The organism is Pseudomonas citronellolis, from assembly GCF_001586155.1.
In the GTDB taxonomy this organism is placed as follows: Bacteria; Pseudomonadota; Gammaproteobacteria; order Pseudomonadales; family Pseudomonadaceae; genus Pseudomonas; species Pseudomonas citronellolis.
The window spans coordinates 561797-587895 of sequence record NZ_CP014158.1 but is presented as its reverse complement, the minus strand read 5'-3'; the positions used below and the strand labels follow the sequence as shown (position 1 = coordinate 587895).

The window sequence follows — 26099 nt, the reverse complement described above, 5'->3', positions numbered from 1 at the left end:
ACGAAAAAGCCCGCCGGTGGGCGGGCTTTCCGGCAAGGAACGCTTACAGCCGCTGCGGGCCGTTGCGCTCGGAGACCTGGGCGTTGAGCGTCCAGAAGTCGTAGAGCACGCCGAGGAAGAACAGGCCGCCAGTGCACAGGTAGAGGATGCCGGTCAGCCACTTGCCCATGTACATGCGGTGCACGCCGAACACACCGAGGAAGGTCAGCAGGATCCAGGCCACGTTGTAGTCCAGGGCGCCGCTGCGGTAGCGCAGGTCGGCCTCGTCGTCCATCGAGGGGATCAGGAACAGGTCGATGATCCAGCCGATGAAGAACAGCCCGAGGGTGAAGAACCAGATGGTCCCGCTGACCGGCTTGCCATAGTAGAAGCGGTGGGAACCGGTGAAGCCGAAAATCCATAGCAGGTAGCCGATGACCTTGCTGTGGGTGTCGGGGGTATTGGGCATGAAGCGCTCCTTGGCAGGGATTCCTGGATTCGACCGACGCGATCGCGGCGGGTTTATCGCCACTGTAAGAAAAGTCGCGGGGAATACAAAGCCGCTGACAGGCTTTTCGGGCAAAGGACCGTAGGGCGCATAACGCCTATGGCGTTATCCGCCGTTTGGCCTTGGCCCCCGGCGACTCCAGGGTTGACCTGGGCGCGGGCCGAGACCTCCGTGTATCGGCGGATAACCGCGAACGGTTATTCGCCCTACGCTCCGGCGTTCATGATAATTGCGGGTTGCGGCGAGGGAGCTGCTCAGCGGAAGCGGCGATTCGGATCGTCTTCGCTCAGCTCCAGGGTCAACCCCTGAGTCATGCTCGACAGATGATCCGCATCGGTCTCCGACCCAAGCTTGATCATCAACCGCAGATCGTTGGCCGAGTCGGCATAGGCCAGCGCATCCTCATAGGTGATCTCACCCTGGGAATAGAGCTGGTACAGCGCCTGATCGAAGGTCTGCATGCCCTGCTCGGTGGAGCGCTTCATCAACGGCTTCAGCTCATGCACCTCACCCTTGCGGATCAGGTCGGCGGCCAGCGGGGTATTCAGCAGCACCTCGATCACCGCGCGGCGGCCCTTGCCGTCCGGGGTCGGCACCAGTTGCTGGGCGACGATGGCCTTGAGGTTCAGCGACAGGTCCATCCAGATCTGCTGGTGCCGGTCGGCCGGGAAGAAGTGGATGATCCGCTCCAGCGCCTGGTTGGCGTTGTTGGCATGCAGGGTGGCCAGACACAAGTGGCCGGTCTCGGCGAAGGCCACGGCGTGCTCCATGGTCTCGCGCGAGCGCACCTCGCCGATCATGATCACGTCCGGCGCCTGGCGCAGGGTGTTCTTCAGCGCCACCTCGAAGGTGTCGGTATCCAGCCCCACCTCGCGCTGGGTGACGATGCAGCCCTGGTGCTGGTGGATGTACTCGATCGGGTCCTCGATGGAGATGATGTGCCCGGTGGAGTTCTTGTTGCGGTAGCCGATCATCGCCGCCAGCGAGGTGGACTTGCCGGTGCCGGTGGCGCCGACGAAGATCACCAGCCCGCGCTTGGTCATGGCCAGTTTCTTGAGGATCTCCGGCAGCTTGAGGTCCTCGATGGTCGGGATGTTGGTCTCGATGCGGCGCAACACCATGCCCACCAGGTTGCGCTGGTAGAAGGCGCTGACGCGGAAGCGCCCGATGCCGCGGGCGCTGATGGCGAAGTTGCACTCGTGGTGCTCGGCGAAGTCGCGGCGCTGCTGCTCGTTCATCACCGCCAGCACCGTCTCGCGGGTCTGCTCGGGCGACAGCGGGGTCTTGGTCACCGGCAGCACCTTGCCGTTGACCTTCATCGACGGGGGCACGCCGGCGGTGACGAAGAGGTCCGAGGCGCCCTTCTCCACCATCAGCCGCAGAAGCTTCTCGAATTCCATGATCGATCCAACCTGATTCGTTCACGCACTGTGCGATTCGACTGTCATCCAGGCCGCCCGTGCGTGTGCCGCGCCGCCTGGCCGGGCACCGGGCCCGGGGAGAATCAGAAGTTTTCCGGAATCTTCGCCTTTTCCTTCGCCGCGTCGCGGGTCACCAGGCCCTTGGCGACCAGGCCCTTGAGGCACATGTCGAGGGTCTGCATGCCCAGCGCGCCGCCGGTCTGGATGGCCGAGTACATCTGCGCCACCTTGTCCTCGCGGATCAGGTTGCGGATCGCCGGGGTGCCGATCATGATCTCGTGGGCCGCCACCCGGCCGCCGCCGATCTTCTTCAGCAGGGTCTGGGAGATCACCGCCTGCAGCGATTCGGAGAGCATGGAACGGACCATGGCCTTCTCCTCGGCGGGGAACACGTCGACGATACGGTCGATGGTCTTGGCCGCGGAGGTGGTGTGCAGGGTGCCGAACACCAGGTGGCCGGTTTCCGCGGCGGTCAGCGCCAGGCGGATGGTTTCCAGGTCGCGCATCTCGCCGACCAGGATGATGTCCGGGTCCTCACGCAGGGCCGAGCGCAGCGCCTCGTTGAAGCCGAGGGTGTCGCGGTGCACCTCGCGCTGGTTGACCAGGCACTTCTTCGATTCGTGGACGAATTCGATCGGGTCCTCGACGGTGAGGATGTGGCTGTACTTGGTGTTGTTCAGGTAGTCGAGCATCGCCGCGAGCGAGGTGGACTTGCCCGAACCGGTCGGCCCGGTCACCAGCACCAGCCCGCGCGGCACGTCGGAAACCCGCTTGAACACTTCGCCCATGCCCAGATCCTCCATGGTCAGCACCTTGGAGGGAATGGTCCGGAACACGGCGCCGGCGCCGCGGTTCTGGTTGAAGGCGTTGACGCGGAAACGCGCCACGCCCGGCACTTCGAAGGAGAAGTCGGTTTCCAGGAATTCCTCGAAATCCTTGCGCTGCTTGTCGTTCATGATGTCGTAGATCAGCGCGTGCACCTGCTTGTGCTCCAGCGGCGGCAGGTTGATGCGGCGCACGTCGCCGTCGACGCGGATCATCGGCGGCAGGCCGGCCGAGAGGTGCAGGTCCGAAGCGCCTTGCTTGGCGCTGAAGGCGAGCAACTCGGTAATATCCATGGGACTCCCCAATCCAATGCAAGCAGGTAGAATGCCGCTGAACTTGCAGCAGCCGGGCCTCAGAGCGCAGGTAATGTCCACGATAGCAGAGAATATTGCAAAGGTTCGCGAGCGTATCCGTGAGGCGGAGCAAGCTTGCGGGCGGCCTTCGGGCAGCGTAGCGCTGCTGGCGGTGAGCAAGACCAAGCCCGCCGCCGACATCCGCGAAGCCCATGCCGCCGGCCTCGACGATTTCGGCGAGAACTACCTGCAGGAAGCCCTCGGCAAGCAGGTGGAACTGGCCGACCTGGCGCTCACCTGGCACTTCATCGGCCCCATCCAGTCGAACAAGACGCGGCCCATCGCCGAGCACTTCCACTGGGTGCACTCGGTGGACCGCCTGAAGGTCGCCGAGCGCCTGTCCGCGCAGCGCCCGGCGCACCTGCCGCCGCTCAACGTCTGCCTGCAGGTGAACGTCAGCGGCGAGGCCAGCAAGTCCGGCTGCGCCCCCGGGGAACTGCCGGCCCTGGCCCGCGCCGTGGCCGCCCTGCCCAACCTGAAGCTGCGCGGGCTGATGGCCATCCCCGAACCCACCGAGGACGTCGCCGCCCAGCGCGCCGCCTTCGCCCGCCTGCGGGAACTCCTGACTGCCCTGAACCTCGGCCTGGACACCCTGTCCATGGGCATGAGCCACGACCTCGAAGCCGCCGTCGCCGAAGGCGCCACCTGGGTGCGCATCGGCACCGCGCTGTTCGGCGCGCGCGACTACGGTCCCCATTCTTGATCAAGGAACACAACCCATGAGCAGCACCCGCATCGCTTTCATCGGCGCCGGCAACATGGCCGCCAGCCTGATCGGTGGCCTGCGCGCCCAGGGCGTGCCCGCCAGCCACATCCGCGCCAGCGACCCGGGCGCCGAACAGCGCGCGAAGATCGCCGCCGAGCACGGCATCGAGGTGTTCGAGGACAACGCCAGCGCCATCGCCGGCGCCGACGTGGTGGTCCTGGCGGTCAAGCCGCAGGTCATGAAGCAGGTCTGCGAGCCCCTGGCCGCGCTGCTCGAACCGGGCCAGCTGATCGTCTCCATCGCCGCCGGCATTCCCTGCGCCAGCCTGTCGCGCTGGCTGGGCACCGAGCTGCTGGTACGCTGCATGCCCAACACCCCGGCGCTGCTGGGCGAAGGCGCCAGCGGCCTGTACGCCACCGCCCAGGTCAGCCCGGCCCAGCGCCAGCAGGCCGAACAGCTGCTGGGCGCGGTGGGCATCGCCCTGTGGCTGGACGAAGAGAAGCAGATCGACGCCGTCACCGCCGTCTCCGGCAGCGGCCCGGCCTACTTCTTCCTGCTGATGGAAGCCATGACCGTCGCCGGCGAGAAGCTCGGCCTGAGCCACGAAGTCGCCGCCCGCCTGACCCGGCAGACCGCCCTGGGCGCCGCGCGCATGGCGGTGGCCAGCGACGTCGGCCCGGCCGAACTGCGCCGCCGCGTGACTTCGCCCAAGGGCACCACCGAAGCCGCCATCACTTCCTTCCAGGCGAATGGATTCGAAGCACTGGTCGAGCGCGCCCTGGCCGCCGCCGACCACCGTTCCGCCGAACTGGCCGAACAACTGGGGCAATGAGGAGCCTTACATGACCGGACTTTCCACCGCTGCCATCTATGTCATCCAGACCCTCGGCAGCCTCTACCTGCTGATCGTCCTGCTGCGCTTCATCCTGCAGCTGGTGCGCGCCGACTTCTACAACCCGCTGAGCCAGTTCATCGTGCGCGCCACCAAGCCGCTGCTGAACCCGCTGCGCCGGGTGATCCCCGGCTTCGGCGGCATCGACCTGGCGTCCCTGGTGCTGGCCATCCTGGTCCAGCTGGTGCTGATGATCGTCACCCTGACGCTGATGGGCTACGGCGTCGGCGGGTACGTCCTGCAACTGCTGGTGTGGTCGGTGATCGCCGTGACCTCGCTGTTCCTCAAGGTGTTCTTCTTCGCCCTGATCATCAGCGTGATCCTCTCCTGGGTCGCCCCCGGCAGCTACAACCCCGGCGCGCAGCTGGTGAACCAGATCTGCGAGCCGCTGCTGGCGCCCTTCCGCAAGCTGCTGCCGAACCTCGGCGGGCTGGACATCTCGCCGATCTTCGCCTTCATCGCGCTGAAGCTGCTCGACATGCTGGTGATCGGCAACCTGGCGGCCATGACCGGGATGCCGCAGATCCTCAGCCCGTTCATGTAAACAGGGAGCGGCGGCGCGTCGGCGATACAGCGTTGGAAACAGCCGGTGATTGCTCATTTACAGAACGTAAACTGCGCATCCCCGGCTGTTTCCGCCTCGTCTCGCTCTAGCTCGCGCGCTCCGGGAGTTCGACACGCCAATGAGCTTCTACCGCTGGGACGGCGAGGACCTGATCCTCGATTGCCACCTGCAGCCCAAGGCGAGCCGCGACGAGTTCGCCGGGCTGCACGGCGAGCGCCTGAAGATCCGCCTCACCGCCCCGCCGGTGGAGGGCAAGGCCAACGCCCACCTGCTGGCGTTCCTCGGCAAGGCCTTCGGCGTGCCGAAAAGCGCGGTAATACTCGAGAGCGGCGAGCTGAACCGCCAGAAGCGCGTGCGCATTCCCCGGCCGGCACGGCTGCCGGCCGAGCTGGGGATAACCGCTCGGTCGCCTTGACCGACCTTACAGATAGGAATGTGATACAGGCCAATTGACGCCACCTCGCCGCGCTTCATAATCCAGGCATTCTTCCCCCGCGCAGGACGCGCAAGCCACAGGACCGCCTGGATGAGCATGGAGCGACTCAGTCAGCAGATCGACGCCTACGTCACCTGGAAGCGGGAACTGGTCCGGGACATCATCCGCTATCGCAGCTGGCTGGAGCAGAGCCGGCTGAACAGCGCCGACATAGACGCGCGCCTGGAGCGCGCCCTGCGCCTGCTGCGCCTGGACCACATCACCCTGGCCTTCGTCGGCGAGTTCTCCCGCGGCAAGACCGAGCTGATCAACAGCCTGTTCTTCTCCGAGTACGGCCAGCGCATGCTGCCCTCCCAGGCCGGGCGCACCACCATGTGCCCCACCGAGATCTTCTTCGACCCGCGCTCCGAACGCCCCTACATCCGCCTGCTGCCCATCGAGACGCGGGTGGCCGACGCCAGCATCGCCCGCTTCAAGCAGGTGCCGCGGCACTGGGTGAACATCCCCCTGGACACCTCCGACCCGGCCAACATGGCCCAGGCCTTCGCGCAGACCGCCCGGACCAAGAGCCTGCCGGTGGAGCAGGCGATCCAGCTGGGCTTCCTCCCGGACATGCTGGAAGCCGCCGAACGCCCCGGCCATGTGCGCGTGCCAGCCTGGCGCCACGCCCTGGTCAACTTCGATCACCCGCTGCTGCGCCAGGGCCTGCGCATCCTCGATACCCCCGGGCTGAACGCCCTGGGCAGCGAGCCGGAACTGACCCTGTCGATGCTGCCCAGCGCCCAGGCGGTGATCTTCCTGCTGGCCGCCGACACCGGCGTCACCGCCTCGGACCTGGCGGTCTGGCAGGACCACGTGCGGCACCTGGTGGAAGACGGCCAGTGCACCCTGTACGCGGTGCTGAACAAGGTCGACGTGCTCTGGGACGACCTGGCCGGCGATACCTTCGTGCACAACGCCATCCAGCGCATCCGCGACGCCACCGCTCGGCAATTGGGCATCCCCCGCGACAGCGTGCTGCCGCTGTCGGCCAAGCAGGCGCTGCTGGCCAAGGTGCGCAAGGACGCCGAGCTGCTCGCCCGCAGCCAGCTGGAAAACCTGGAGAACCTGCTCTGCGAGCGCATAGTGGCGGACAAGGAGCGCCTGCTGGAGGGCGCGGTGCTCGGCCAGGTGCTGGCCCTGCTGAACAACAGCCAGCACAGCCTGCGCGCCCGCCTGGAGCGCCTGCGCGAACAGCAGGCGCAGCTCGAAGGCCAGCAGCAGGACAGCGGCCAGCTGCTGTTCGAGCTGACCGCGCGGACCAAGGAAGACCACGGCCTGCACCACCGCAGCCTGCTCAACCTGAAGACCAACCAGCGCCTACTGCGCCGCCAGGGCGAGCTGCTCGGCCAGACCGTGCGCGCCGAACGCCTGGAGCGGCACCTGGCCAAGGTCCACGAGAAACTGCGCGGCAGCTGGACCACCCTGGGCATCAACCAGGCCATCCTGAACTTCTTCCAGGCCGTGGAGGGCGACCTGCACAGCCTGCAGCACGAGGCCGAGCTGGGTAACCGCATGGTCGAGGCCATCTACCAGCGGCACAACCAGGAAAACCCGCTGAACGCCCTGGACGCCCCGCGCTTCGACGTCGCCGCCTACCAGCGCGAACTGGCCCGGCTGCGCGAGCAGGCCGACCGCTTCCGCCTGCAGCTCAAGACCCTGCTCACCGAACAGCGCCTGCTGACGCGGCGTTTCATCGCCACCCTGGCCCAGGAAGTCATCCTCCTGCACCAGCGCGTGCGCGAGGAAGTCGAGCGCTGGGCCAGCGACGCCCTGATGCCGCTGATGCAGTACACCCTGGAGAACAAGCAGCTGCTGGAAACCCACATGCTGCGCCTGAAGGCCCTGGCCCAGGAAACCCAGCAGGTGCGCCAGCGCGCCCTGCTCATGGCGCGCTACCAGGAAGAGCTGGAAAAACAGCTGGCCGAAGCCTCGGAAATCCTCCGCCTGCTGCGCCGCCCCTCGCCGCTGCAGCGCCAGGCCCGCGTGGTCGCCCTGCCCGGCTCGCAGCGCGCCTGAACTTGGTTTTTCCAGGCAGACTCCCTATGCTCGGAAAGTCCTATCGATGGGGAGTACCGCCCATGTCGAACTACAACCTGATCTCCAACCCCAACGAACCCAGCGAGGAGCAGTTGTCCGACCTGCTGAGCGAGGTTCGTCAGGCCGCCCGGCAGCGGATATCCCGCGTCGACCAGCAGCTCAGGGCATCGTTGAACGCCGCTTTCGAAGACAGCCGCAAGCGTCGTGACCAGCGCCCCCAGCCCAAAACCTGAAGCATGGAAAAACCCAGGCTGATCGTCTTCGCCGGCCCCAATGGCTCCGGCAAGACCTCCATCACCGAGCAGCTTCGCGAACATCAGTGGCTGGAAGGCTGCATCTTCATCAATCCGGATGAAATCGCCGAACGGGAATTCGGGGGCTGGAACTCCGAAGAGGCAGCCATCGAAGCGGCCAACAAGGCCCAGCAACTGCGTGAGAAAGCCTTGGTCGAGGGGACGAGCCTGGCCTTCGAGACGGTGCTTTCCACGGATGACAAACTGGACTTCATCGCTCGGGCCAAGGATGCCGGCTATTTCGTCAGGGTATTTTTCGTCAGCACTACGCACCCAGCCATCAATGCCTCACGCATCACTTTCCGCTATATGGATGGCGGCCACGAAGTGCGCATCAGCAAAATCGTCTCGCGCTACTTCAAATCCATAGTCAATTGCGATGCACTGGCCAATTGGGTGGACCGACTCTACGTGTTCGACAACTCCGTGGATCGACAGGAACCCCGCCCGCTATTCAGAACCCGCGACGGGCGACTTTCCAAATGCTACTGCGATGAATCCGAAACCCCGGAATGGGCGCTGAAAATCCGCCAGAACCTGCCTGGCTGAGCAACCTTGCCCTCTCTGGCCACCCTCTTTAGACTGGCGCCCTCCTTTTATTCATGAGCTGGGTCGATGCCAACAGTCTTCCCCGAAGATTCCGTCGGTCTGGTCTCTCCCCAGACGCTGCACTTCAGCGAACCCCTGGCCCTGGCCAGCGGCAGGACGCTGCCCGAATACCAGCTGGTGATCGAGACCTACGGCGAGCTGAACGCCACGGCGAGCAACGCCGTGCTGATCTGCCATGCGCTTTCCGGCCACCACCACGCCGCCGGCTACAACAGCCCCGACGAGCGCAAGCCGGGCTGGTGGGACAGCTGCATCGGCCCGGGCAAGGCCATCGACACCCGCAAGTTCTTCGTGGTCGCGCTGAACAACCTCGGCGGCTGCAACGGCTCCACCGGCCCCACCAGCCTCGATCCGGAGACCGGGCGCATCTACGGCTCCGATTTTCCGGTGGTCACCGTGGAAGACTGGGTCAACAGCCAGGCTCGCCTGGCTGATCGCCTGGGCATCAATCAGTGGGCCGCTGTGGTCGGCGGCAGCCTGGGCGGCATGCAGGCGCTGCAGTGGACCATCAGCTACCCCGAGCGCGTGCGCCACTGCCTGTGCATCGCCAGCGCGCCCAAGCTCTCTGCGCAGAACATCGCCTTCAACGAAGTGGCGCGCCAGGCCATCCTCTCGGACCCTGAGTTCCTCGGCGGCCACTTCCAGGAACAGGGCGTGATCCCGCGCCACGGCCTGCGCCTGGCGCGCATGGTCGGGCACATCACCTACCTGTCCGATGACGCCATGGGCGAGAAATTCGGCCGCGACCGCAAGGCCGAGAAGCTCAACTACGACCTCTACAACGTCGAATTCCAGGTCGAGAGCTACCTGCGCTACCAGGGCGAGGAATTCTCCACCCGCTTCGACGCCAACACCTACCTGCTGATGACCAAGGCGCTGGACTATTTCGACCCGGCCTCCGCCCACGACGGCGACCTGGTGCGCACCCTGGCCGGGGTGAAGGCGGACTTCTGCCTGATGTCCTTCACCACCGACTGGCGCTTCTCCCCGGCGCGCTCGCGGGAGATCGTCGACGCCCTGATCGCGGCGAAGAAGAACGTCTGCTACCTGGAGATCGACGCACCCCAGGGCCACGACGCCTTCCTCATGCCGATCCCCCGCTACCTGCAGGCCTTCAGCGCCTACATGAACCGCATCAGCGTATAAGGAAGCCCCATGCGCGCCGACCTGGACATCATCCAAGACTGGATCCCCGCCGGCAGCCGGGTGCTCGACCTGGGCTGCGGCGACGGCGAACTGCTCGCCTGGCTGGCCGAACACAAGCAGGTCACCGGCTACGGCCTGGAAATCGACAGCGAAAACATCGCCAAGTGCGTCGAACGCGGCGTGAACGTCATCGAGCAGGACCTGGACAAGGGCCTCGGCAGCTTCGCCAGCAACAGCTTCGACGTGGTGGTCATGACCCAGGCCCTGCAGGCCGTGCACTACCCGGACAGGATCCTCGAGGAAATGCTCCGCGTCGGCCGCACCTGCATCATCACCTTCCCCAACTTCGGCCACTGGCGCTGCCGCTGGTACCTGGCGCGCAACGGCCGCATGCCGGTGTCGGAATTCCTCCCCTACACCTGGTACAACACGCCGAACATCCACTTCTGCACCTTCAAGGACTTCGAGGCGCTGTGCCGCGAGAAGCGCCTGCGGGTGCTCGACCGCCTGGCGGTGGATCGTGACCACCGTCATCGCTGGTCGTGCCGAGTTTGGCCTAATCTGTTGGGTGAAATCGGCATCTACCGGGTCAGCGGTCCAAGCCTGCCGGACCACCGCATCGCCGTCTGAACCGCCCGGGGCCCCGAACCCAGGAGAAGAAAACCATGCGCCGCCTAGCCTCCCTGCTGTTCTGCCTGTTCCTGGCACTGCCGGCCTTCGCCGAGCAGGCCACCACGCTGGGGGACCTCAAGGTCCACTACAGCGTCTACAACTCCAGCTTCCTCCAACCCAAGGTCGCCGCGGCCGTCGGCGTGGTGCGCAGCAAGGCCCAGGGCGTGGTCAACATCGTGCCGCTGGACGCCAGCGGCAAGCCGGCCCAGGTCACCGTCTCCGGCACCGCCAAGAACCTCATGGGCCAGCCGATCCCGCTGACCTTCAAGCGCGTGGTGGAAGAAGGCGCGGTCTACCACATCGCCCAGTTCCCCATCGAAGGCCGTGACACCCTGACCTTCGACATCCAGGTACAGAAAGGCTCCGAAGCCCCGCAAAGCTTCGAGTTCCTCCAGGAAATCTACCCAGACGAATGATCAAGCTCGAACAACTGGTGCTGGCCAGTCACAACGCCGGCAAACTCAAGGAACTCCAGGCCATGCTGGGCGCCCACGTGAAGGTGCGCTCGATCGGCGAGTTCAGCGACGTGGAGCCAGAGGAAACCGGCCTGTCCTTCGTCGAGAACGCCATCCTCAAGGCGCGCAACGCCGCGCGCATCTCCGGGCTGCCGGCGCTGGCCGACGACTCGGGCCTGGCGGTGGACTACCTCGGCGGCGCGCCGGGCATCTACTCCGCGCGCTACGCCGACGGCAAGGGTGATGCGGCGAACAACGCCAAGCTGCTGGACGCCCTGCAGGGCGTGCCGGACGACCAGCGCGGCGCGCAGTTCGTCAGCGTCCTGGCCCTGGTGCGGCATGCCGACGACCCGCTGCCGATCCTCTGCGAAGGCATCTGGGAAGGCAGCATCCTCCACGAGGCCCGCGGCGAGCACGGCTTCGGCTACGACCCGCTGTTCTGGGTGCCGGAAAGCGGCTGCTCCAGCGCCGAACTGCCCCCCGAGCAGAAGAACCGCCTGAGCCACCGCGCCCGCGCCATGGCCCTGCTGAAACAGCGGTTGGGGTTATGAAAGCAGCTGAAAGCTCGAAGCTCGAAGCTGAAAGCCACCAGCTTCCAGCTTCCGGCTTTCAGCTCCCGCCCCTGTCGGCCTACATTCATATCCCCTGGTGCGTGCGCAAATGCCCGTACTGCGACTTCAACTCCCACGCCGCCGGCCCGGAGCTGCCCGAGGACGCCTACGTCCAGGCGCTGCTGGCCGACCTGGCGGCTGACCGGCAGCACGTCCACGGCCGCAAGCTGACCTCGATCTTCTTCGGCGGCGGCACGCCCAGCCTGTTCTCCGCCAGTGCCTTGGGGCGCATCCTCGAAGGCCTGGAGCGCGAAGTCGGTTTCGAAAACGACATCGAAATCACCCTGGAGGCCAACCCCGGCACCTTCGAACAGGCCAAATTCGCCGACTACCGGGCCCTGGGCATCAACCGCCTGTCCATCGGCGTGCAGAGCTTCCAGGCCGATAAGCTCAAGGCCCTGGGGCGCATCCACGACGGCGACGAGGCGGTGCGCGCGGCGGACATGGCGCGCCGCGCCGGCTTCGACAACTTCAACCTCGACCTGATGCACGGCCTGCCCGACCAGAGCGTGGCCGACGCCCTGGCCGACCTGGAGCAGGCCATCGCCCTGGCCCCGACGCACCTGTCCTGGTACCAGTTGACCATGGAGCCGAACACGGTGTTCTGGAGCCAGCCGCCGGAACTGCCGGAAGACGACGCCCTCTGGGAAATCCAGGAAGCCGGCCAGGCCCGCCTGGCGCAAGCCGGCTACCTCCAGTACGAGACCTCGGCCTACGCCCGCGACGGCCTGCGCGCCCGGCACAACCTCAACTACTGGACCTTCGGCGACTTCCTCGGCATCGGTGCCGGCGCCCACGCCAAGCTCAGCAGCCCCGAAGGCCGCATCCTGCGCACCTGGAAGACGCGCCTGCCGAAGGACTACCTGAACCCGGCCAAGGCCTTCCAGGCCGGAGAGCGGGTGCTGGAAGCGGCCGACCTGCCCTTCGAGTTCATGATGAACGCCCTGCGCCTGGTGGACGGGGTCCCGGCAGAGCTGTTCGAGCAGCGCACCGGCCTGCCGCTGCAAGCCATCGCCGAAGCCTGCCGCGAAGCCCGCGCCCAGGGCTTGCTGGCCGAGGACGACGAGCGCCTGCGGCCGTCCGAGCGCGGCCAGCTGTTCCTCAACGACCTGCTGCAGCAGTTCCTGCCCTGAGGCCTGCGCGCGGCATGCGAGCGACCATCGTCCTGGTGATCTACAAGCAGAAGCTCGGCGACTCGGAGAGCTTCCGCAGCCTCATGCAGAACCAGGACCTGCTGGCCACCCATGACGTCAGCCTGGTCATCCACGACAACAGCCCAACGCCCCAGGCGCTGCCGCCCGGCGAATACCCCATCGCCGTGAACTACAGACACGACCCGAGCAACCCGGGCCTCGCCGCCGCCTACAACCTGGCGCTGCGCGACGCCTGCGAGCAAGGCCACGACTGGCTGCTGCTGCTCGACCAGGACACCCGACTGCCCGAGGCGTATTTCCACGAACTGACAGAACGGGCGGACGGCCTGGCCGCCGATTGCGTCTGCCTGGTGCCGCGGGTCAGCGATGGCCAGCGCCAGGTCTCGCCCATGGACAACAGCCGTGTCCGCGCCAGTGCGGAGGGCATCGAGACCGGCTATCGCAGGCAGCAGATGACCGCGATCAACTCCGGCGCCTGCTGGCGCACGACCTGGCTGGACCGGATCGGCGGCTTCAATCCCGCCTTCCCGCTGGACTACCTGGACCACTGGGCCTTCCACCACGCGCTGTCCGACGGCAAGCAGGTCTACGTCATGGCCGCGGGAATCCGCCAGAACCTCTCGATCAGCAGCCGCAACCAGGTATCCCGGGCCCGCTACGAAAGCATCTACGAGTCGGAGTACCGCTACTACAGCCAGCACCGCCCCGAACTCTTCGCCAGCTACCGGCGCCACCTGCCGCTGCGCCTGATCAAGCAGCTTCTGCTGCTGCGCGACAAGAAACTGGCCTGGAAGACGTTGCAACTGCTGCTGCGAAAAAAGCCCGACAGCTGAACCACCCACCTGTCGCTCGGGTAAACTTCCCCGTCGACCGCCCCCGACCAAGGAGCCTGCATGGACTTCGCCCTCGACCTGATCGCCAGCGCCTCCCGCTGGAGCCGCAGCCATCTGTCCGATATCGCCCTGGCGATCATGGCCACCCTGCTGGTGCTGTTCGGCCCGGCGATCAACGCCTGGGTGCAGCAGCGCATCGGCAGCCTCAACTTCGTCTTCCGCACCCTGCTGTTCGTGCTCATCTGCGCCGTGGGCTACGGCCTGGCCATGGTCTTCGTCACCCCCTGGGTGGCCCACGGCCTGAACTACTTCAACAACTACACCCTGGCGCCGGTGCTGCTGTTGCTGTTCTTCATCATCGGCATGATCGCCGACCGCAGCTGACGGGCCTGCTAGTGTTTCCCCAGTAGCCAACGCGCAGCTGGGGAAACGCCATGAAACCGATCAAGCACCTGTACCTGCACTTCGTCGACGGCCAGCGCCTGGCGCTGCGATTCCCGCAACAGAGCGAGGACCCGGTGGAGGTGGCGCAGGGCATCCGCAAGCAGTTGGAGTCGCCCTGCCTGAGCATCGAGGTGGACGGCGACCTGCTGCTGATCCCGCGCAGCAGCATCAAGTACCTGCAGATCACCCCGGCGCCGCTGAGCCTGCCGGACATCACGGTGGTCGGCGCGGAGCTGATCGACTGATTCCGGGGTAGGAGCGCGCTCTGCGCGCGATTCGCGGGCAGGGCCCGCTCCTACAGGGGCAGGGGAAACACTGACGTAGGATGGGTTGAGCGAAGCGATACCCATCACCGCAACCGCATGGGTTTCGCAGGCTCAACCCATCCTACGAAGAGCACCTCGGCGCAGTCGACACGCCGCCGCTCCACCCACGCCATTGCCATGTAGGAGCGCGCCCTGCGCGCGATATCGCGGGCAGGGCCCGCTCCTACAGGGGCAGGGGAACGCCCTCGTAGGATGGGTTGAGCGAAGCGATACCCATCACCGCGGCCGCATGGGTTTCGCAGGCTCAACCCATCCTACGAAGAGCATTGCGGCGCAGTCGACACGCGCCGCCCCACCCACGCCATTCCCATGTAGGACGTTTCGGTGACTCAGTCGACGCGCTGGAACTTCAGGTCCCAGACGCCATGGCCCAGGCGCTCGCCGCGGCGTTCGAACTTGGTCACCGGGCGCTCTTCCGGGCGCGGCACGTAGGTGTTGTCCGGGGACAGGTTGCGGTAGCCGGGCGCGGCGTTCATCACTTCCAGCATGTGCTCGGCGTATTGTTCCCAGTCGGTGGCCATGTGCAGGACGCCGCCGACCTTCAGCTTGCTGCGCACCAGCTCCGCCCAGGCCGGCTGGACGATGCGGCGCTTGTGGTGGCGCGCCTTGTGCCAGGGGTCGGGGAAGAACAGCAGCACGCGGTCCAGGCTGGCGTCGGCCACGCAGTCGCGCAGCACTTCCAGGGCGTCGCAGCTGTAGACGCGGATGTTGGTGAGATTCTGCGTCAGCATGCCGTTGAGCAGCGCGCCCACGCCCGGGCGGTGCACTTCGACGCCGATGAAGTCCTGGTCCGGCGCCGCGGCGGCCATCTCCAGGGTGGCGTGGCCCATGCCGAAGCCGATCTCGAAGGTGCGCGGGGCCTTGCGCCCGAACACCTGGTCGAAGTCGCGCGGGCCGTCGGCCAGTTCCAGGCCGAAGCGCGGCCAGCCCTGGTCGAGGCCGCGCTGCTGGCCTTCGGTCATGCGCCCGGCGCGCATCACGAAGCTCTTGATGGTGCGCATCGGCCGGTCGGTGGCCTGCTCGGCCTGGGGCTGCTGGGTATCGCTCATGTTCGGACCTTGGAAAAAACGGGGCAGTGAAAGTGACGACGGGCCGGCCCGCGCTTGGCGAACCGGCCCGCTCGGGGCGCCGCGCCGGGGTCAGCCGATCAGGCCGCTCATCGGCGAGGAGGCGCTGGCGTACAGTTTGCGCGGCATGCGCCCGGCCAGGTAGGCCAGGCGACCGGCGACGATGGCGTGCTTCATGGCCTCGGCCATCATCACCGGGTTCTGCGCGTGGGCGATGGCGGTGTTCATCAGCACCGCCTCGCAGCCCAGCTCCATGGCGATGGTGGCATCGGAGGCGGTGCCCACGCCGGCATCGACCAGCACGGGAACGGTGGCTTCCTCGAGGATGATACGCAGGTTGTAGGGGTTGCAGATGCCCAGGCCGGAGCCGATCAGGCCGGCCAGCGGCATCACCGCGATGCAGCCCATCTCAGCCAGTTGGCGGGCGATGATGGGATCGTCGCTGGTGTACACCATCACGTCGAAGCCGTCCTTGACCAGCACTTCGGCGGCCTTGAGGGTTTCCACGACGTTGGGGAACAGCGTCTTCTGGTCGGCCAGCACTTCCAGCTTGACCAGGTTGTGGCCGTCCAGCAGTTCGCGGGCCAGGCGGCAGGTGCGCACGGCTTCCACGGCGTCGTAGCAACCGGCGGTGTTCGGCAGGATGGTGTAGCGGTCCGGCGGGATCACGTCGAGCAGGTTGGGCTCGTCGGGGTTCTGGCCGATGTTGGTGCGGCGCACCGCCACGGTGACGATCTGCGCGCCGGAGGCCTCGATGGCGCGGCGCGTCTCGTCGAGATCCTGGTACTTGCCGGTGCCGACCAGCAGGCGCGATTCATAGGTGCGCCCGGCGAGGGTGAAAGGCTTGTCGACCGGCAGGGTGGAAGAGGCTTGGCTCATCGGATCTTTCCTCAGCAAAAGCGGGTGGGGCGGGGCCTGAATCGGGGAAGCGACGGCCTAGCCGCCGCCGATGGCGTGCACCACCTCCACCTGGTCGCCCTCCTTGAGGGCGGTAGCGGCGTGCTGGCTGCGCGGCACTATGTCCAGGTTCAGTTCGACCGCGACGCGGCGCCCGCCCAGTTCCAGGCGTTCGAGCAGGTGGGCCACGCTCTGGCCGTCGGGCAGCTCGTAGGGTTCGCCGTTCAACTGGATACGCATGGGCAGCACCGTCGCGATTGGAGGGGGTGGGCATTCTAGCCCGAGAGCCGGCGATGACCAAGGCGCAAGCGGGCCATCGGCCGGCGATTCTGACGTCCGGGTCAGCCCGCCAGCCTCCAGGCCGCCAGGCCCAGGCACAGCCAGCCGGCGAGGAAGCAGACGCCGCCGATGGGCGTGATGGCGCCGAGCACCGGGGTGGAAGTCAGCGTCAGCAGGTAGAGGCTGCCGGAGAAGATCAGGATGCCGGCGACGAAGAACCCGCCGGCGATGCCCACCAGGCGGCCACCCAGGTGCGCCGACAGCAGCGCCACGCCGAACAGGGCCAGGGCATGGAGCATCTGGTAATGCACGCCGGTCTGGAAGATCGCCAGGTAGTCGGCGCTCAGGCGGCTCTTCAGGCCGTGGGCGGCGAAGGCGCCGAGGGCCACCCCGGTGAAGCCGAAGAAAGCAGCGAACAGCAGGAAGGTACGCAGCATGGGAAAACTCCCTGGAGGGTCAAGCCCGTTATAATGACGCGCACTATCGCCCGGGCAAACCCCAGCATGCGCAACCTACTCCGCCGCCTGTTCAAGTTCCTCGTCTATTTCGCCCTGGGCAGCGTGGCCGTGGTCGTCGTCCTGCGCTGGGTGCCGCCGCCGGGCAGCATGCTGATGGTCGAGCGCAAAGTGCAGTCCTGGTTCAACGGCCAGCCCATCGACCTGCAGCGCGACTGGCGCAGCTGGGACTCGATTTCCGACAACCTCAAGGTGGCGGTCATCGCCGGCGAGGATCAGAAGTTCGCCGAGCACCACGGCTTCGACCTGCCGGCCATCGAGCAGGCCCTGGCCCACAACGGCCGCGGCAAGAGCCTCCGCGGCGCCAGCACCATCAGCCAGCAGACCGCCAAGAACCTGTTCCTCTGGTCCGGCCGCAGTTGGCTGCGCAAGGGCCTGGAAGCCTGGTTCACGGTGCTGCTGGAGACCTTGTGGCCGAAGCAGCGCATCCTCGAGGTCTACCTGAACAGCGCCGAGTGGGACGACGGCGTGTTCGGCGCCCAGGCCGCCGCGCGCCATCACTTCGGCGTCGACGCCAGCCGCCTGTCGGCGCAGCAGGCCGCGCAGCTCGCCGCGGTGCTGCCCAACCCGCGCCAGTGGAGCGCCGCGCGCCCCAGCGGCTACGTGCGCCAGCGCGCCGCCTGGATCCGCCAGCAGATGTGGCAGCTCGGCGGCCCCGACTACCTGGAGCGCCTGCGCTGAGCCACGCTCAGTGCGCCAGACTCTCCCGCGGCACCACCTGCAGCCAGACCAGCTCGCCATTGCGGTGCAGCAGCGTCAGGCCGCGCTCGGGGTAGATCCACGCCTCGCCGCCGTCGGTCTGCAAACGCAGGCGCGGCGGGCCGAAGCTGGCCACCAGACGGCCGACGCTCAGCGTCTGGCTGGGCGCCAGCAGCACCGAGGCCACCACCTGCCGGCGCAGTTGTTCCAGCATGGCGTCGCTGAGCGGCTGGTCGGGCGCCCCCGGCGCTATGCCCGTGGCCTTCTGCAGGCTGCTGCGCTCTTCATCGCTCAGCACCAGCTCGGCCTCCATGCGCCAGGGCCCGTCGGGCGTGCCCAGGGTGCCGCGGTAGCTCAGCTGGGCGCCCTGCTGGTCGCGGGTCAGCCACAGTGCGCCTTCCTGCCAGCTGTGCAACTGGCCGAGGTCCAGGGTGCCGTCGGCCAAGGGGCCGAACACCTCGCGCTGCCAGTCCTCCAGCCAGGCCGGGGGCGGCAGCGGCGCCGTGGAGCGCGCCACCCACAGGCCGGCGGCGAAGGCCAGCAGGGCGAAGGCGAGGATCAGCAGGCCGTGGGCCGGGCGTAGTCGGGGCATCGGGTCTCCGGGCATTCGCGGGCAGAAAAAAACCGCACCCCGAGGGGTGCGGTCTTCAGTCTAGCGGTGCAGCGGGCGCTTATGCCTCGATGCGCCCCTTGAGCTTGTTCATCGCGTTCTTTTCCAGCTGACGGATGCGCTCGGCGGACACGTTGTACTTGGCTGCCAGGTCGTGCAGCGTCGCCTTCTCCTCGGCCAGCCAGCGCTGGTGGAGGATGTCGCGGCTGCGCTCGTCCAGGCCTTCCAGCGCCTCGTGCAGGCTGGCGGTGGAGCTGTCGCTCCAGTCCGCTTCCTCCAACTGGCGCGCCGGGTCGTAGCGATGGTCTTCCAGGTAGTGCGCCGGCGACTGGTAGGCGCTGTCGTCGTCGGCGTCGGCCGCCGGGTCGAAGGCCATGTCCTGGCCGCTCAGGCGGCTTTCCATCTCGCGCACTTCCCGGGCTTCCACGCCCAGGCTCTCGGCGACGCGTTCGACTTCGTCGTTGCTCAGCCAGGCCAGACGCTTCTTCTGGCTGCGCAGGTTGAAGAACAGCTTGCGCTGCGCCTTGGTGGTGGCGACCTTGACGATCCGCCAGTTGCGCAGGATGAACTCGTGGATTTCCGCCTTGATCCAATGCACGGCGAAGGACACCAGACGCACACCCATTTCCGGGTTGAAGCGTTTCACGGCCTTCATCAGGCCGACGTTGCCCTCCTGGATCAGATCGGCCTGGGCCAGGCCGTACCCGGAATAACTCCGGGCGATGTGCACGACGAAGCGCAGGTGCGCCAGCACCATTTGCCGTGCCGCTTCCAGATCTTGCTGATAGAAGAGGCGTTCGGCCAGTTCGCGCTCCTGCTCCGGCGTCAACAGCGGGATGCTGTTCACCGAGTGCACGTAGGCTTCCAGGTTCGCGCCGGGAGCCAGGGCATAGACAGGTTGCAAAGAAGTGGTCATGCGAATCCTCCGATTCACGAAACTCGCGCAGTGTAGCACTGAGCGATCTGACTGCAAGCGGGTGTAAAAGTTCCTTTACAGCCTTGAAGAAAACCGGGCAAATCAGTCGTTTGTCAGCGCGGCGCCAGCTCCCGCAGGTGCCGCGCCACGGCCAGCCAGGCGCCGATCCAGCCCAGCAGCACCGCGCCTATGGTCAGCGACAGGCCGTCGTTCAAGGGCACGCCGGCCAGGGTGAAATCGCTGCCGTAGAGGCCGGCCAGGTTGACCACCGAGGCGTTCAGCCAGTTCAGCCCGAACTCCAGCAGGGCCCAGGACAGGATGCCGGCGCCCAGGCCGTAGAGCGCGCCCATATAAAGGAAGGGCCGACGCACGTAGCCGTCGGTCCCGCCGACCAGCTTGATCACTTCGATTTCGTTACGGCGGTTTTCGATGTGCAGACGAATGGTATTGCCGATCACCAGCAGCAGGGTCAGCACCAGCACCACGGTCAGGCCGAAGACGAAGCGGTCGCCCAGCTTGAGGATGGCCGACAGCCGCTCGACCCACACCAGGTCCAGTTGCGCTTGTTGTACACCCGGCAGCTCGGCCAGGCGTTGACGCAGGGCATCGAGCTGGTTGCGGTCGACCTGCTTGGGCGTCACCGAGATCACCGCCGGCAGCGGGTTCTCCGGCAGCTCCTTGAGCGCCTCGCCCAGGCCGGACTGTTCCTGCAGCTCTTTCAGCGCATCCTCGCGGCTGATCAGCTGCGCCTCGATCACGTCGGGCATGCGCTCGATCTGCTCGCGCAGGTCCTGGCCCTGGCTCTCGCTGGTCTTCAGGTCCAGGTACAGGGAAATCTGCGCCGCGCGCTGCCAGGAGCCGCCCAGGCGCTCGACGTTGCCCAGCAGCAGCGACAGGCCCATGGGCAGGCTCAGGGTGATGCCCATCACCAGGCAGGTGAAGAAGCTGCCGAAGGGGTGGCCGAACATCCGCTTGAGGCTGTCCACCAGGCTGGCGCGATGGCTTTCGCCGTAGGCGCTGAACAGCTGGCCCCAGTCGGTGGATTCCTTCTCCACGCGCTCGCGGCTCTTCTTCGGCTGCGTGCCCTCTTCCGGAGCGTGCGGCAGTTGCTGATCGTTCATCAGGCCTCCTCCTCGCGGTCCGCGATGATCCGCCCGCGCTGCAGGGTGATCATCCGATGGCGCATGCGCGCGATCAGCGCCAGGTCGTGGCTGGCGATCAGCACGGTGGTGCCGAGGCGGTTGATGTCCTCGAACACGCCCATGATCTCCGAGGCCAGGCGCGGGTCGAGGTTGCCGGTGGGCTCGTCGGCGAGCAGCAGGGCCGGGCGATGCACCACCGCGCGGGCGATGCCGACGCGCTGCTGCTGGCCGGTGGAGAGGTCCGACGGCAGGTCCTCGGCCTTTTCCTTGAGGCTCACGCGGTCGAGCGCCGCTTCCACCCGCTGGGCGATCTCCGCCTTGGGCAGGCCGAGAATCTGCAGCGGCAGGGCGACGTTGTCGAACACCGTGCGGTCGTTGAGCAGCTGGTGGTTCTGGAACACCACGCCGATCTGCCGGCGCAGGAAAGGAATCTGCGCGGTGGTGATGCGCGCCAGGTCCTGGCCGCCGAGCAGCAGCTTGCCGGAAGTCGGCCGCTCCATCGCCAGGATCAGCCGCAGCAGGGTGCTCTTGCCGGCGCCGGAGTGGCCGGTGACGAAGAGGATCTCGCCGCGGTGGATGCGGAACGAGGCGTCATGCAGGCCGACGTGGCCGTTGGGATAGCGTTTGCCGACCTGCTCGAAGCGGATCATGCGGTCTCCCGGGTCTCGAACAATGCACGGACGAAAGCGTCGGCCTCGAAGGTGCGCAGATCGTCGATCCCTTCGCCGACGCCGATGTAGCGGATCGGCAGGCCGAACTGCTTGGCCAGGGCGAAGATCACCCCGCCCTTGGCGGTGCCGTCCAGTTTGGTCAGGGCCAGGCCGGTGAGTTCCACGGCGTTGTTGAACTGCTTGGCCTGGTTGATGGCGTTCTGCCCGGTGCCGGCGTCGAGCACCAGCAGGACCTCGTGGGGAGCCGTGTCGTCCAGCTTGCCGATGACCCGGCGCACCTTCTTCAGCTCTTCCATCAGGTTGTCCTTGGTGTGCAGGCGCCCGGCGGTGTCGGCGATCAGCACGTCGACGCCACGGGCCTTGGCGGCCTGCACGGCGTCGAAGATCACCGAGGCCGAGTCGGCGCCGGTGTGCTGGGCGATCACCGCGATGTTGTTGCGCTCGCCCCAGACCTGCAGCTGTTCCACGGCGGCGGCGCGGAAGGTGTCGCCGGCGGCCAGCATGACCTTCTTGCCGTCCATCTGCAGCTTCTTCGCCAGCTTGCCGATGGTGGTGGTCTTGCCCACGCCGTTCACCCCGACCACGAGGATCACATAGGGCTGCTTGCCGGCCGCGATGGCCAACGGCTGTTCCACCGGGCGCAGCAGGCCGGCCAGTTCTTCCTGCAGGGCCTTGTACAGCGCTTCGCTGTCGGCCAGTTCCTTGCGCGCCACGCGCCGGGTCAGGTTCTGCACGATGGCGGTGGTGGCCTCGACGCCGACATCGGCGGTCAGCAGGCGCGTCTCGATCTCGTCGAGCAGGTCGTCGTCGATGGCCTTCTTGCCCAGGAACAGACTGGCCATGCCCTCGCCGAGGCTGGCGCTGGTCTTCGACAGGCCCTGCTTGAGGCGGGCGAAGAAGCCGAGCTTGGCTGCTTCGGTCGGAGCGGCGGGCTTCTCGACGGCGACGGGCGCGGGCTCGGCGGCTGCCGGCTGCTCCGGGACAGGCTCGATCACAGGCGCGGCGGGGGCGACTGGCGCGGCCGCTTCCACCGGGGGCTGCGGCTCGACGGGCGCTTGCGGCTCGGCCGGGCGAACAGGCTCCAGCGGCTCGGCCGGCACGCTTTCGGCCTGCGGCGCCGGCGCCAACGGCTCGGCAGGGGCCACGGGCAGCGGCGTGCTCAGCTCGTCGACGGGGGCCGGACGGGGCGCGTCGGCCGCCGGGGCCGCCGCGGGTTGTTCAGGCTGCGCCGTACTTTCCGCCGGCTGCGCGGCAGCCGCCTCGGCCTCGGGGGCTGGCGCTACGGTTTCTTCGGCCTGGGGTTTCTTGCGGAACCAGCTGAACAGGCCTTTCTTCTCCCCGCCCTGCGGGGCCTTCTTGTCGTCGTTGGAACCAAACATGAATGGCTTGCATCTCAAGGGAGCGGCACGGGACGTGGCCGCCCGGAAAACGGATGGGTATCCTAGCATCTCCTCGCCTGCCGGGGTTAGGCGGCTGCCCGACAGCCATGCCACCGCCCTTCGGGCCACCAGCAAGGACCTGTTCGACCATGAAGAATCCTCCCCGCCGCGCGCTCGGCCTGCTCTGCGGCGTACTCTGCCTGCCGCTGTTCGCCGTCGCCGCCGAACCCCAGCCGACCCACGAATACGTACTGGACAACGGATTGAAGCTGGTGGTTCGCGAAGACCACCGCGCCCCCGTGGTGGTCTCCCAGCTCTGGTACAGGATCGGCTCCAGCTACGAGACGCCCGGCCTCACCGGCCTGTCCCACGCCCTGGAGCACATGATGTTCAAGGGCAGCAGCAAGATGGGCCCGGGCGAAGCCTCGCGCGTGCTGCGCGACCTCGGCGCCGAAGAGAACGCCTTCACCACCGACGACTACACCGCCTACTACCAGGTGCTGGCCAAGGACCGCCTGCCGGTGGCCTTCGAACTGGAGGCCGACCGCATGGCGCACCTGACGCTGCCGGCCGACCAGTTCAAGAGCGAGATCGAGGTGATCAAGGAAGAACGCCGCCTGCGCACCGAGGACAAGCCCTACGCCCTCGCCTACGAGCGCTTCAAGGCCGCGGCCTACCTGTCCAGCGGCTACCACTCGCCGACCATCGGCTGGATGGCCGACCTGCAGCGCATGACCATCGACGACCTGCGCGCCTGGTACAAGGCCTGGTACGCGCCGAACAACGCCACCCTGGTGGTGGTCGGCGACGTCCAGCCCGAGGAGGTCAAGGCCCTGGCCCAGCGCTGGTTCGGCGACATCCCGCGGCGCGAACTGCCACCGGCGCGCAAACCGCTGGAAGTGCCCGACCCGGGCGAACGCCGCCTCACCCTCGAGGTGCGCACCCAACTGCCCAGCCTGATCATGGGCTTCAACGTGCCCAGCCTGGGCAGCAGCGAGAACCCGCGCGAGGTGCATGCCCTGCGGCTGATCTCCGCGCTGCTCGACGGCGGCTACAGCGCCCGCCTGTCCTCGCGCCTGGAGCGCGGCCAGGAACTGGTGGCCGGCGCCTCCGCCTCCTACGACGCCTTCGCCCGCGGCGACACCCTGTTCACCCTGAGCGCCACCCCCAACGTGCAAAAGGGCAAGACCCTGGAACAGGTGGAGAAGGCCCTCTGGCAGCAGCTCGACGAACTCAAGACCACCCCGCCCAGCCAGGAAGAACTGGAGCGCGTGCGCGCCCAGCTGATCGCCGGGCTGGTCTTCGAGCGCGATTCCATCGCCGCCCAGGCCAGCAGCATCGGCCAGTTGGAGAGCGTCGGCCTGTCCTGGCGCCTTGCCGACCAGGACCTGGAAGCCATCCGCCAGGTCACGGCCGAAGATATCCAGAAAGCCGCCCGCACTTATTTCGTCCGTTCGCGCCTGACCCTCGCCCAGGTGCTGCCGCAAGCCGATACCGACAAGGAGCCGAGCAAATGAGTGAACGAAATGGCCTGCGCTACGGCCTGCTCGGCCTGGTCGTCCTCCTGCTGATCGCCGGCCTGGCGTTCTGCGTCAGCCGCCCCGCCGGCGGCAGCAACCCCGCCCCGCAAACGCCGGCCGCCGCGGCACCCAGCGGCCTGCAGTCGCTGGCCGAGGCCGCCGGCAAGAAGCCCGGCCACCGCCAGCTGGACATCCAGCGCTGGACCACCGCCGAAGGCGCCCGCGTGCTCTTCGTCGAAGCCCACGAGCTGCCGATGTTCGACCTGCGCCTGACCTTCGCCTCCGGCAGCAGCCAGGACGGCGACGCCCCGGGCCTGGCCATGCTGACCAACGCCATGCTCAACGAAGGGGTGCCGGGCAAGGACACCAGCGCCATCGCCGCCGGTTTCGAGGACCTGGGCGCCGACTTCATGAACGGCTCCTACCGCGACATGGCGGTAGCCGGCCTGCGCAGCCTGAGCGAGAAGGACAAGCGCGAGGCCGCCGTCGCCCTGTTCGACCAGGTAGTGGGCCAGCCGACCTTCCCAGAGGAAGCCCTGGCGCGCATTAAGAACCAGGTGCTGGCCGGCTTCGAATACCAGAAGCAGAACCCCGGCAAGCTGGCCGGCCTGGAACTGTTCAAGCGCCTCTACGGCGACCACCCCTACGCCCATTCCAGCGACGGCAACGAGCAGTCGGTGCCGAAGATCGGCGTCGCCCAGCTGCGCGCCTTCCACCAGAAGGGCTACGCCGCCGGCAACACGGTGATCGCGCTGGTCGGCGACCTCAGCCGCGCCGAGGCCGAGGCCATCGCCGCCAAGGTCTCCGCCGCGCTGCCCAAGGGCCCGGCGCTGCCGCCGGTGGCCCAGCCGGCCGTGCCCAAGCCGGGCCCCAGCCACATCGAGTTCCCCTCCAAGCAGACCCACCTGCTGCTGGCCCAGCTGGGCATCACCCGCAACGACCCGGACTACCCGGCGCTGTACCTGGGCAACCAGATCCTCGGCGGCGGCGGCTTCGGCACCCGCCTGATGGACCAGGTGCGCGAGAAGCGCGGGCTGACCTACGGCGTGTCCTCCGGCTTCACCGGCATGCAGGCGCGCGGGCCCTTCACCATCGGCCTGCAGACCCGCGCCGAACTCAGCGAAGGCACCCTCAAGCTGGTCCAGGACATCGTCCGCGACTACGTGAAGAACGGCCCGACGCAGAAGGAACTGGACGACGCCAAGCGCGAACTGGCCGGCAGCTTCCCGCTGTCCACCGCGAGCAACGCCGACATCGTCGGCCAGCTCGGCGCCATCGGCTTCTACGGCCTGCCCTCGGACTACCTGGAGACCTTCCTGGCCCAGGTCCAGGCGCTGGACGTGGACAAGGTCAAGGCGGCCATGCAGCGCCACATCGACCCGGACGCCTTCGTCATCGTCACCGCCGGCCCCACGGTGCCGCAGAAACCGCTGCCGCCGCCCACCGACAAACCGGCCGAACAGCCCCTCGGCGTTCCGGAGCACTGATGAACAGAAGACCCAAGGCCCTTGCCCCCGCCAACGCCCGCCAGCACGGCGGCCAGGGCCAGCTGCGCATCATCGGCGGGGAGTGGCGCAGCCGGCGCTTCGCCTTCCCCGACGGCCCGGGCCTGCGCCCGACCCCGGACCGGGTGCGCGAGACGCTGTTCAACTGGCTGGCCGCCTACGTCCCCGGCGCCCGCGTGCTCGACCCCTTCGCCGGCAGCGGAGCGCTGTTCCTCGAAGCCCTGTCCCGCGGCGCCAGCAGCGGCCTGGCCCTGGACCTGAACCGCGAAGCCGTGGCCGCCCTGCGCGGCCATCTGGCCACCCTCAAGTGCGAGAACGGCGAAGTGCAGTTGCAGGATGCCCTCGCCTACCTGGCCAAGCCGGCCCCGGCGCCGGTGGACCTGGTATTCCTCGACCCGCCCTTCCATCAGGACCTGCTGCAGAACACCTGCCGCCTGCTGGAGGAAAACGGCTGGCTGGCGGCCGACGCCTGGATCTACACCGAGAGCGAAAGCGCCCCTTCCAGCCTCGGCCTGCCGGCCAACTGGCGGCTGCACCGGGAAAAGCAGGCGGGGAATGTGCATTACGCGCTGTGGCGGCGCGAAGGATGAGT

31 protein-coding genes are annotated in these 26099 nt (G+C 67.4%); 19 read left to right on the top strand and 12 right to left on the bottom strand.

Going from position 1 to position 26099, the window contains the following annotated elements; translation table 11 throughout:
• Nucleotides 1-43: 43 nt before the first annotated feature.
• From PcP3B5_RS02660 to pilT, 3 genes are all read right to left on the bottom strand, one after another.
• The gene (locus PcP3B5_RS02660) at nucleotides 44-448 is read right to left on the bottom strand and encodes an NINE protein (protein WP_043269499.1); all 405 of its coding nucleotides are present in this window, start codon (nucleotides 446-448) and stop codon (nucleotides 44-46) included.
• A 293-nt stretch (nucleotides 449-741) separates the two neighbouring features.
• Entirely contained in the window at nucleotides 742-1887 is a 1146-nt protein-coding gene (locus tag PcP3B5_RS02655) for a PilT/PilU family type 4a pilus ATPase (protein WP_009615238.1), read from the bottom strand.
• A 104-nt stretch (nucleotides 1888-1991) separates the two neighbouring features.
• On the bottom strand, nucleotides 1992-3026 hold the full coding sequence (pilT, locus tag PcP3B5_RS02650; RefSeq protein WP_009615237.1) for a type IV pilus twitching motility protein PilT: 1035 nt from the start codon (nucleotides 3024-3026) through the stop codon (nucleotides 1992-1994).
• Between the two features lie 73 nt (nucleotides 3027-3099).
• Here pilT and PcP3B5_RS02645 point away from each other — a divergent pair, with 73 nt between their 5' ends.
• The 15 genes from PcP3B5_RS02645 (at nucleotide 3100) to PcP3B5_RS02575 (ending at nucleotide 14226) form a co-directional block, all read left to right on the top strand.
• On the top strand, nucleotides 3100-3789 hold the full coding sequence (locus PcP3B5_RS02645; RefSeq protein WP_061563194.1) for a YggS family pyridoxal phosphate-dependent enzyme: 690 nt from the start codon (nucleotides 3100-3102) through the stop codon (nucleotides 3787-3789).
• A 16-nt stretch (nucleotides 3790-3805) separates the two neighbouring features.
• Nucleotides 3806-4624: a pyrroline-5-carboxylate reductase gene (proC, locus tag PcP3B5_RS02640; RefSeq protein WP_061560515.1), complete on the top strand. Its 819-nt coding sequence runs from the start codon at nucleotides 3806-3808 to the stop codon at nucleotides 4622-4624.
• A gap of 10 nt (nucleotides 4625-4634) precedes the next feature.
• Nucleotides 4635-5228 carry a YggT family protein gene (locus PcP3B5_RS02635; RefSeq protein WP_009615234.1) on the top strand — a complete coding sequence of 198 codons (594 nt, stop codon included), beginning with the start codon at nucleotides 4635-4637 and terminating at the stop codon, nucleotides 5226-5228.
• A gap of 139 nt (nucleotides 5229-5367) precedes the next feature.
• A complete protein-coding gene (locus tag PcP3B5_RS02630; RefSeq protein WP_058487695.1) occupies nucleotides 5368-5664 on the top strand; it encodes a DUF167 domain-containing protein in 297 nt (98 codons plus the stop codon).
• A 111-nt stretch (nucleotides 5665-5775) separates the two neighbouring features.
• Complete coding sequence (locus PcP3B5_RS02625) at nucleotides 5776-7743, top strand: dynamin-like GTPase family protein (protein WP_061560514.1); 1968 nt, start codon at nucleotides 5776-5778, stop codon at nucleotides 7741-7743.
• Between the two features lie 62 nt (nucleotides 7744-7805).
• Nucleotides 7806-7997 (top strand): hypothetical protein, encoded by a 192-nt coding sequence (locus PcP3B5_RS02620; RefSeq protein WP_009615231.1) that lies wholly within the window; start codon nucleotides 7806-7808, stop codon nucleotides 7995-7997.
• Nucleotides 7998-8000: 3 nt separating this feature from the next.
• Nucleotides 8001-8606: an ATPase gene (locus PcP3B5_RS02615; protein ID WP_043269507.1), complete on the top strand. Its 606-nt coding sequence runs from the start codon at nucleotides 8001-8003 to the stop codon at nucleotides 8604-8606.
• 66 nt (nucleotides 8607-8672) lie between these two features.
• Nucleotides 8673-9812, top strand: coding sequence for a homoserine O-succinyltransferase MetX (gene metX / locus PcP3B5_RS02610; RefSeq protein ID WP_043269509.1), 1140 nt, complete (start codon nucleotides 8673-8675; stop codon nucleotides 9810-9812).
• 9 nt (nucleotides 9813-9821) lie between these two features.
• Nucleotides 9822-10442, top strand: a complete 621-nt coding sequence (gene metW, locus PcP3B5_RS02605) for a methionine biosynthesis protein MetW (protein WP_009615228.1) — start codon at nucleotides 9822-9824, stop codon at nucleotides 10440-10442.
• A 35-nt stretch (nucleotides 10443-10477) separates the two neighbouring features.
• The gene (locus PcP3B5_RS02600) at nucleotides 10478-10900 is read left to right on the top strand and encodes a DUF4426 domain-containing protein (protein ID WP_009615227.1); all 423 of its coding nucleotides are present in this window, start codon (nucleotides 10478-10480) and stop codon (nucleotides 10898-10900) included.
• Nucleotides 10897-11490, top strand: coding sequence for an RdgB/HAM1 family non-canonical purine NTP pyrophosphatase (gene rdgB, locus PcP3B5_RS02595; RefSeq protein WP_009615226.1), 594 nt, complete (start codon nucleotides 10897-10899; stop codon nucleotides 11488-11490). Before PcP3B5_RS02600 ends, rdgB begins: the two co-directional genes overlap by 4 nt.
• Nucleotides 11487-12683 carry a radical SAM family heme chaperone HemW gene (hemW, locus tag PcP3B5_RS02590; RefSeq protein WP_061560513.1) on the top strand — a complete coding sequence of 399 codons (1197 nt, stop codon included), beginning with the start codon at nucleotides 11487-11489 and terminating at the stop codon, nucleotides 12681-12683. Before rdgB ends, hemW begins: the two co-directional genes overlap by 4 nt.
• Nucleotides 12684-12697: 14 nt before the next feature.
• Nucleotides 12698-13537, top strand: a complete 840-nt coding sequence (locus tag PcP3B5_RS02585) for a glycosyltransferase (RefSeq protein WP_061560512.1) — start codon at nucleotides 12698-12700, stop codon at nucleotides 13535-13537.
• 60 nt (nucleotides 13538-13597) lie between these two features.
• Nucleotides 13598-13921, top strand: a complete 324-nt coding sequence (locus PcP3B5_RS02580; protein ID WP_009615221.1) for a DUF3392 domain-containing protein — start codon at nucleotides 13598-13600, stop codon at nucleotides 13919-13921.
• 50 nt (nucleotides 13922-13971) lie between these two features.
• Entirely contained in the window at nucleotides 13972-14226 is a 255-nt protein-coding gene (locus PcP3B5_RS02575; protein WP_009615219.1) for a hypothetical protein, read from the top strand.
• 410 nt (nucleotides 14227-14636) lie between these two features.
• Here the strand turns inward: PcP3B5_RS02575 and trmB are convergent, their stop codons facing one another.
• The 4 genes from trmB to PcP3B5_RS02555 form a co-directional block, all read right to left on the bottom strand.
• A complete protein-coding gene (trmB, locus tag PcP3B5_RS02570) occupies nucleotides 14637-15308 on the bottom strand; it encodes a tRNA (guanosine(46)-N7)-methyltransferase TrmB (RefSeq protein WP_218585327.1) in 672 nt (223 codons plus the stop codon).
• A 138-nt stretch (nucleotides 15309-15446) separates the two neighbouring features.
• Nucleotides 15447-16253 carry a thiazole synthase gene (locus PcP3B5_RS02565; protein ID WP_009615215.1) on the bottom strand — a complete coding sequence of 269 codons (807 nt, stop codon included), beginning with the start codon at nucleotides 16251-16253 and terminating at the stop codon, nucleotides 15447-15449.
• A gap of 57 nt (nucleotides 16254-16310) precedes the next feature.
• Nucleotides 16311-16511: a sulfur carrier protein ThiS gene (thiS, locus tag PcP3B5_RS02560; RefSeq protein ID WP_009615213.1), complete on the bottom strand. Its 201-nt coding sequence runs from the start codon at nucleotides 16509-16511 to the stop codon at nucleotides 16311-16313.
• A 101-nt stretch (nucleotides 16512-16612) separates the two neighbouring features.
• Entirely contained in the window at nucleotides 16613-16987 is a 375-nt protein-coding gene (locus PcP3B5_RS02555) for a DUF423 domain-containing protein (protein ID WP_009615211.1), read from the bottom strand.
• A gap of 33 nt (nucleotides 16988-17020) precedes the next feature.
• Between PcP3B5_RS02555 and mtgA the strand changes: the two genes are divergently transcribed.
• Entirely contained in the window at nucleotides 17021-17746 is a 726-nt protein-coding gene (gene mtgA, locus PcP3B5_RS02550) for a monofunctional biosynthetic peptidoglycan transglycosylase (RefSeq protein ID WP_061560511.1), read from the top strand.
• Nucleotides 17747-17753: 7 nt separating this feature from the next.
• Here mtgA and PcP3B5_RS02545 read toward each other — a convergent pair whose 3' ends face one another.
• From PcP3B5_RS02545 to ftsY, 5 genes are all read right to left on the bottom strand, one after another.
• Nucleotides 17754-18356, bottom strand: a complete 603-nt coding sequence (locus PcP3B5_RS02545; RefSeq protein ID WP_043269524.1) for a hypothetical protein — start codon at nucleotides 18354-18356, stop codon at nucleotides 17754-17756.
• A gap of 79 nt (nucleotides 18357-18435) precedes the next feature.
• Nucleotides 18436-19290 carry an RNA polymerase sigma factor RpoH gene (gene rpoH, locus PcP3B5_RS02540; RefSeq protein ID WP_009615206.1) on the bottom strand — a complete coding sequence of 285 codons (855 nt, stop codon included), beginning with the start codon at nucleotides 19288-19290 and terminating at the stop codon, nucleotides 18436-18438.
• A 113-nt stretch (nucleotides 19291-19403) separates the two neighbouring features.
• Nucleotides 19404-20411, bottom strand: a complete 1008-nt coding sequence (ftsX, locus tag PcP3B5_RS02535) for a permease-like cell division protein FtsX (protein ID WP_009615204.1) — start codon at nucleotides 20409-20411, stop codon at nucleotides 19404-19406.
• Complete coding sequence (gene ftsE, locus PcP3B5_RS02530) at nucleotides 20411-21082, bottom strand: cell division ATP-binding protein FtsE (protein ID WP_009615202.1); 672 nt, start codon at nucleotides 21080-21082, stop codon at nucleotides 20411-20413. Before ftsE ends, ftsX begins: the two co-directional genes overlap by 1 nt.
• A complete protein-coding gene (gene ftsY / locus PcP3B5_RS02525) occupies nucleotides 21079-22482 on the bottom strand; it encodes a signal recognition particle-docking protein FtsY (protein ID WP_061560510.1) in 1404 nt (467 codons plus the stop codon). The genes ftsE and ftsY overlap by 4 nt, the downstream gene beginning before the upstream one ends.
• A gap of 107 nt (nucleotides 22483-22589) precedes the next feature.
• Here ftsY and PcP3B5_RS02520 point away from each other — a divergent pair, with 107 nt between their 5' ends.
• The 3 genes from PcP3B5_RS02520 to rsmD are packed head-to-tail and all read left to right on the top strand — an operon-like array spanning nucleotide 22590 to nucleotide 26097.
• On the top strand, nucleotides 22590-23999 hold the full coding sequence (locus tag PcP3B5_RS02520; RefSeq protein ID WP_173427909.1) for a M16 family metallopeptidase: 1410 nt from the start codon (nucleotides 22590-22592) through the stop codon (nucleotides 23997-23999).
• A complete protein-coding gene (locus tag PcP3B5_RS02515) occupies nucleotides 23996-25489 on the top strand; it encodes a M16 family metallopeptidase (RefSeq protein ID WP_061560509.1) in 1494 nt (497 codons plus the stop codon). Before PcP3B5_RS02520 ends, PcP3B5_RS02515 begins: the two co-directional genes overlap by 4 nt.
• Entirely contained in the window at nucleotides 25489-26097 is a 609-nt protein-coding gene (rsmD, locus tag PcP3B5_RS02510; protein ID WP_061560508.1) for a 16S rRNA (guanine(966)-N(2))-methyltransferase RsmD, read from the top strand. Before PcP3B5_RS02515 ends, rsmD begins: the two co-directional genes overlap by 1 nt.
• The last annotated feature ends 2 nt before the right edge of the window (nucleotides 26098-26099 follow it).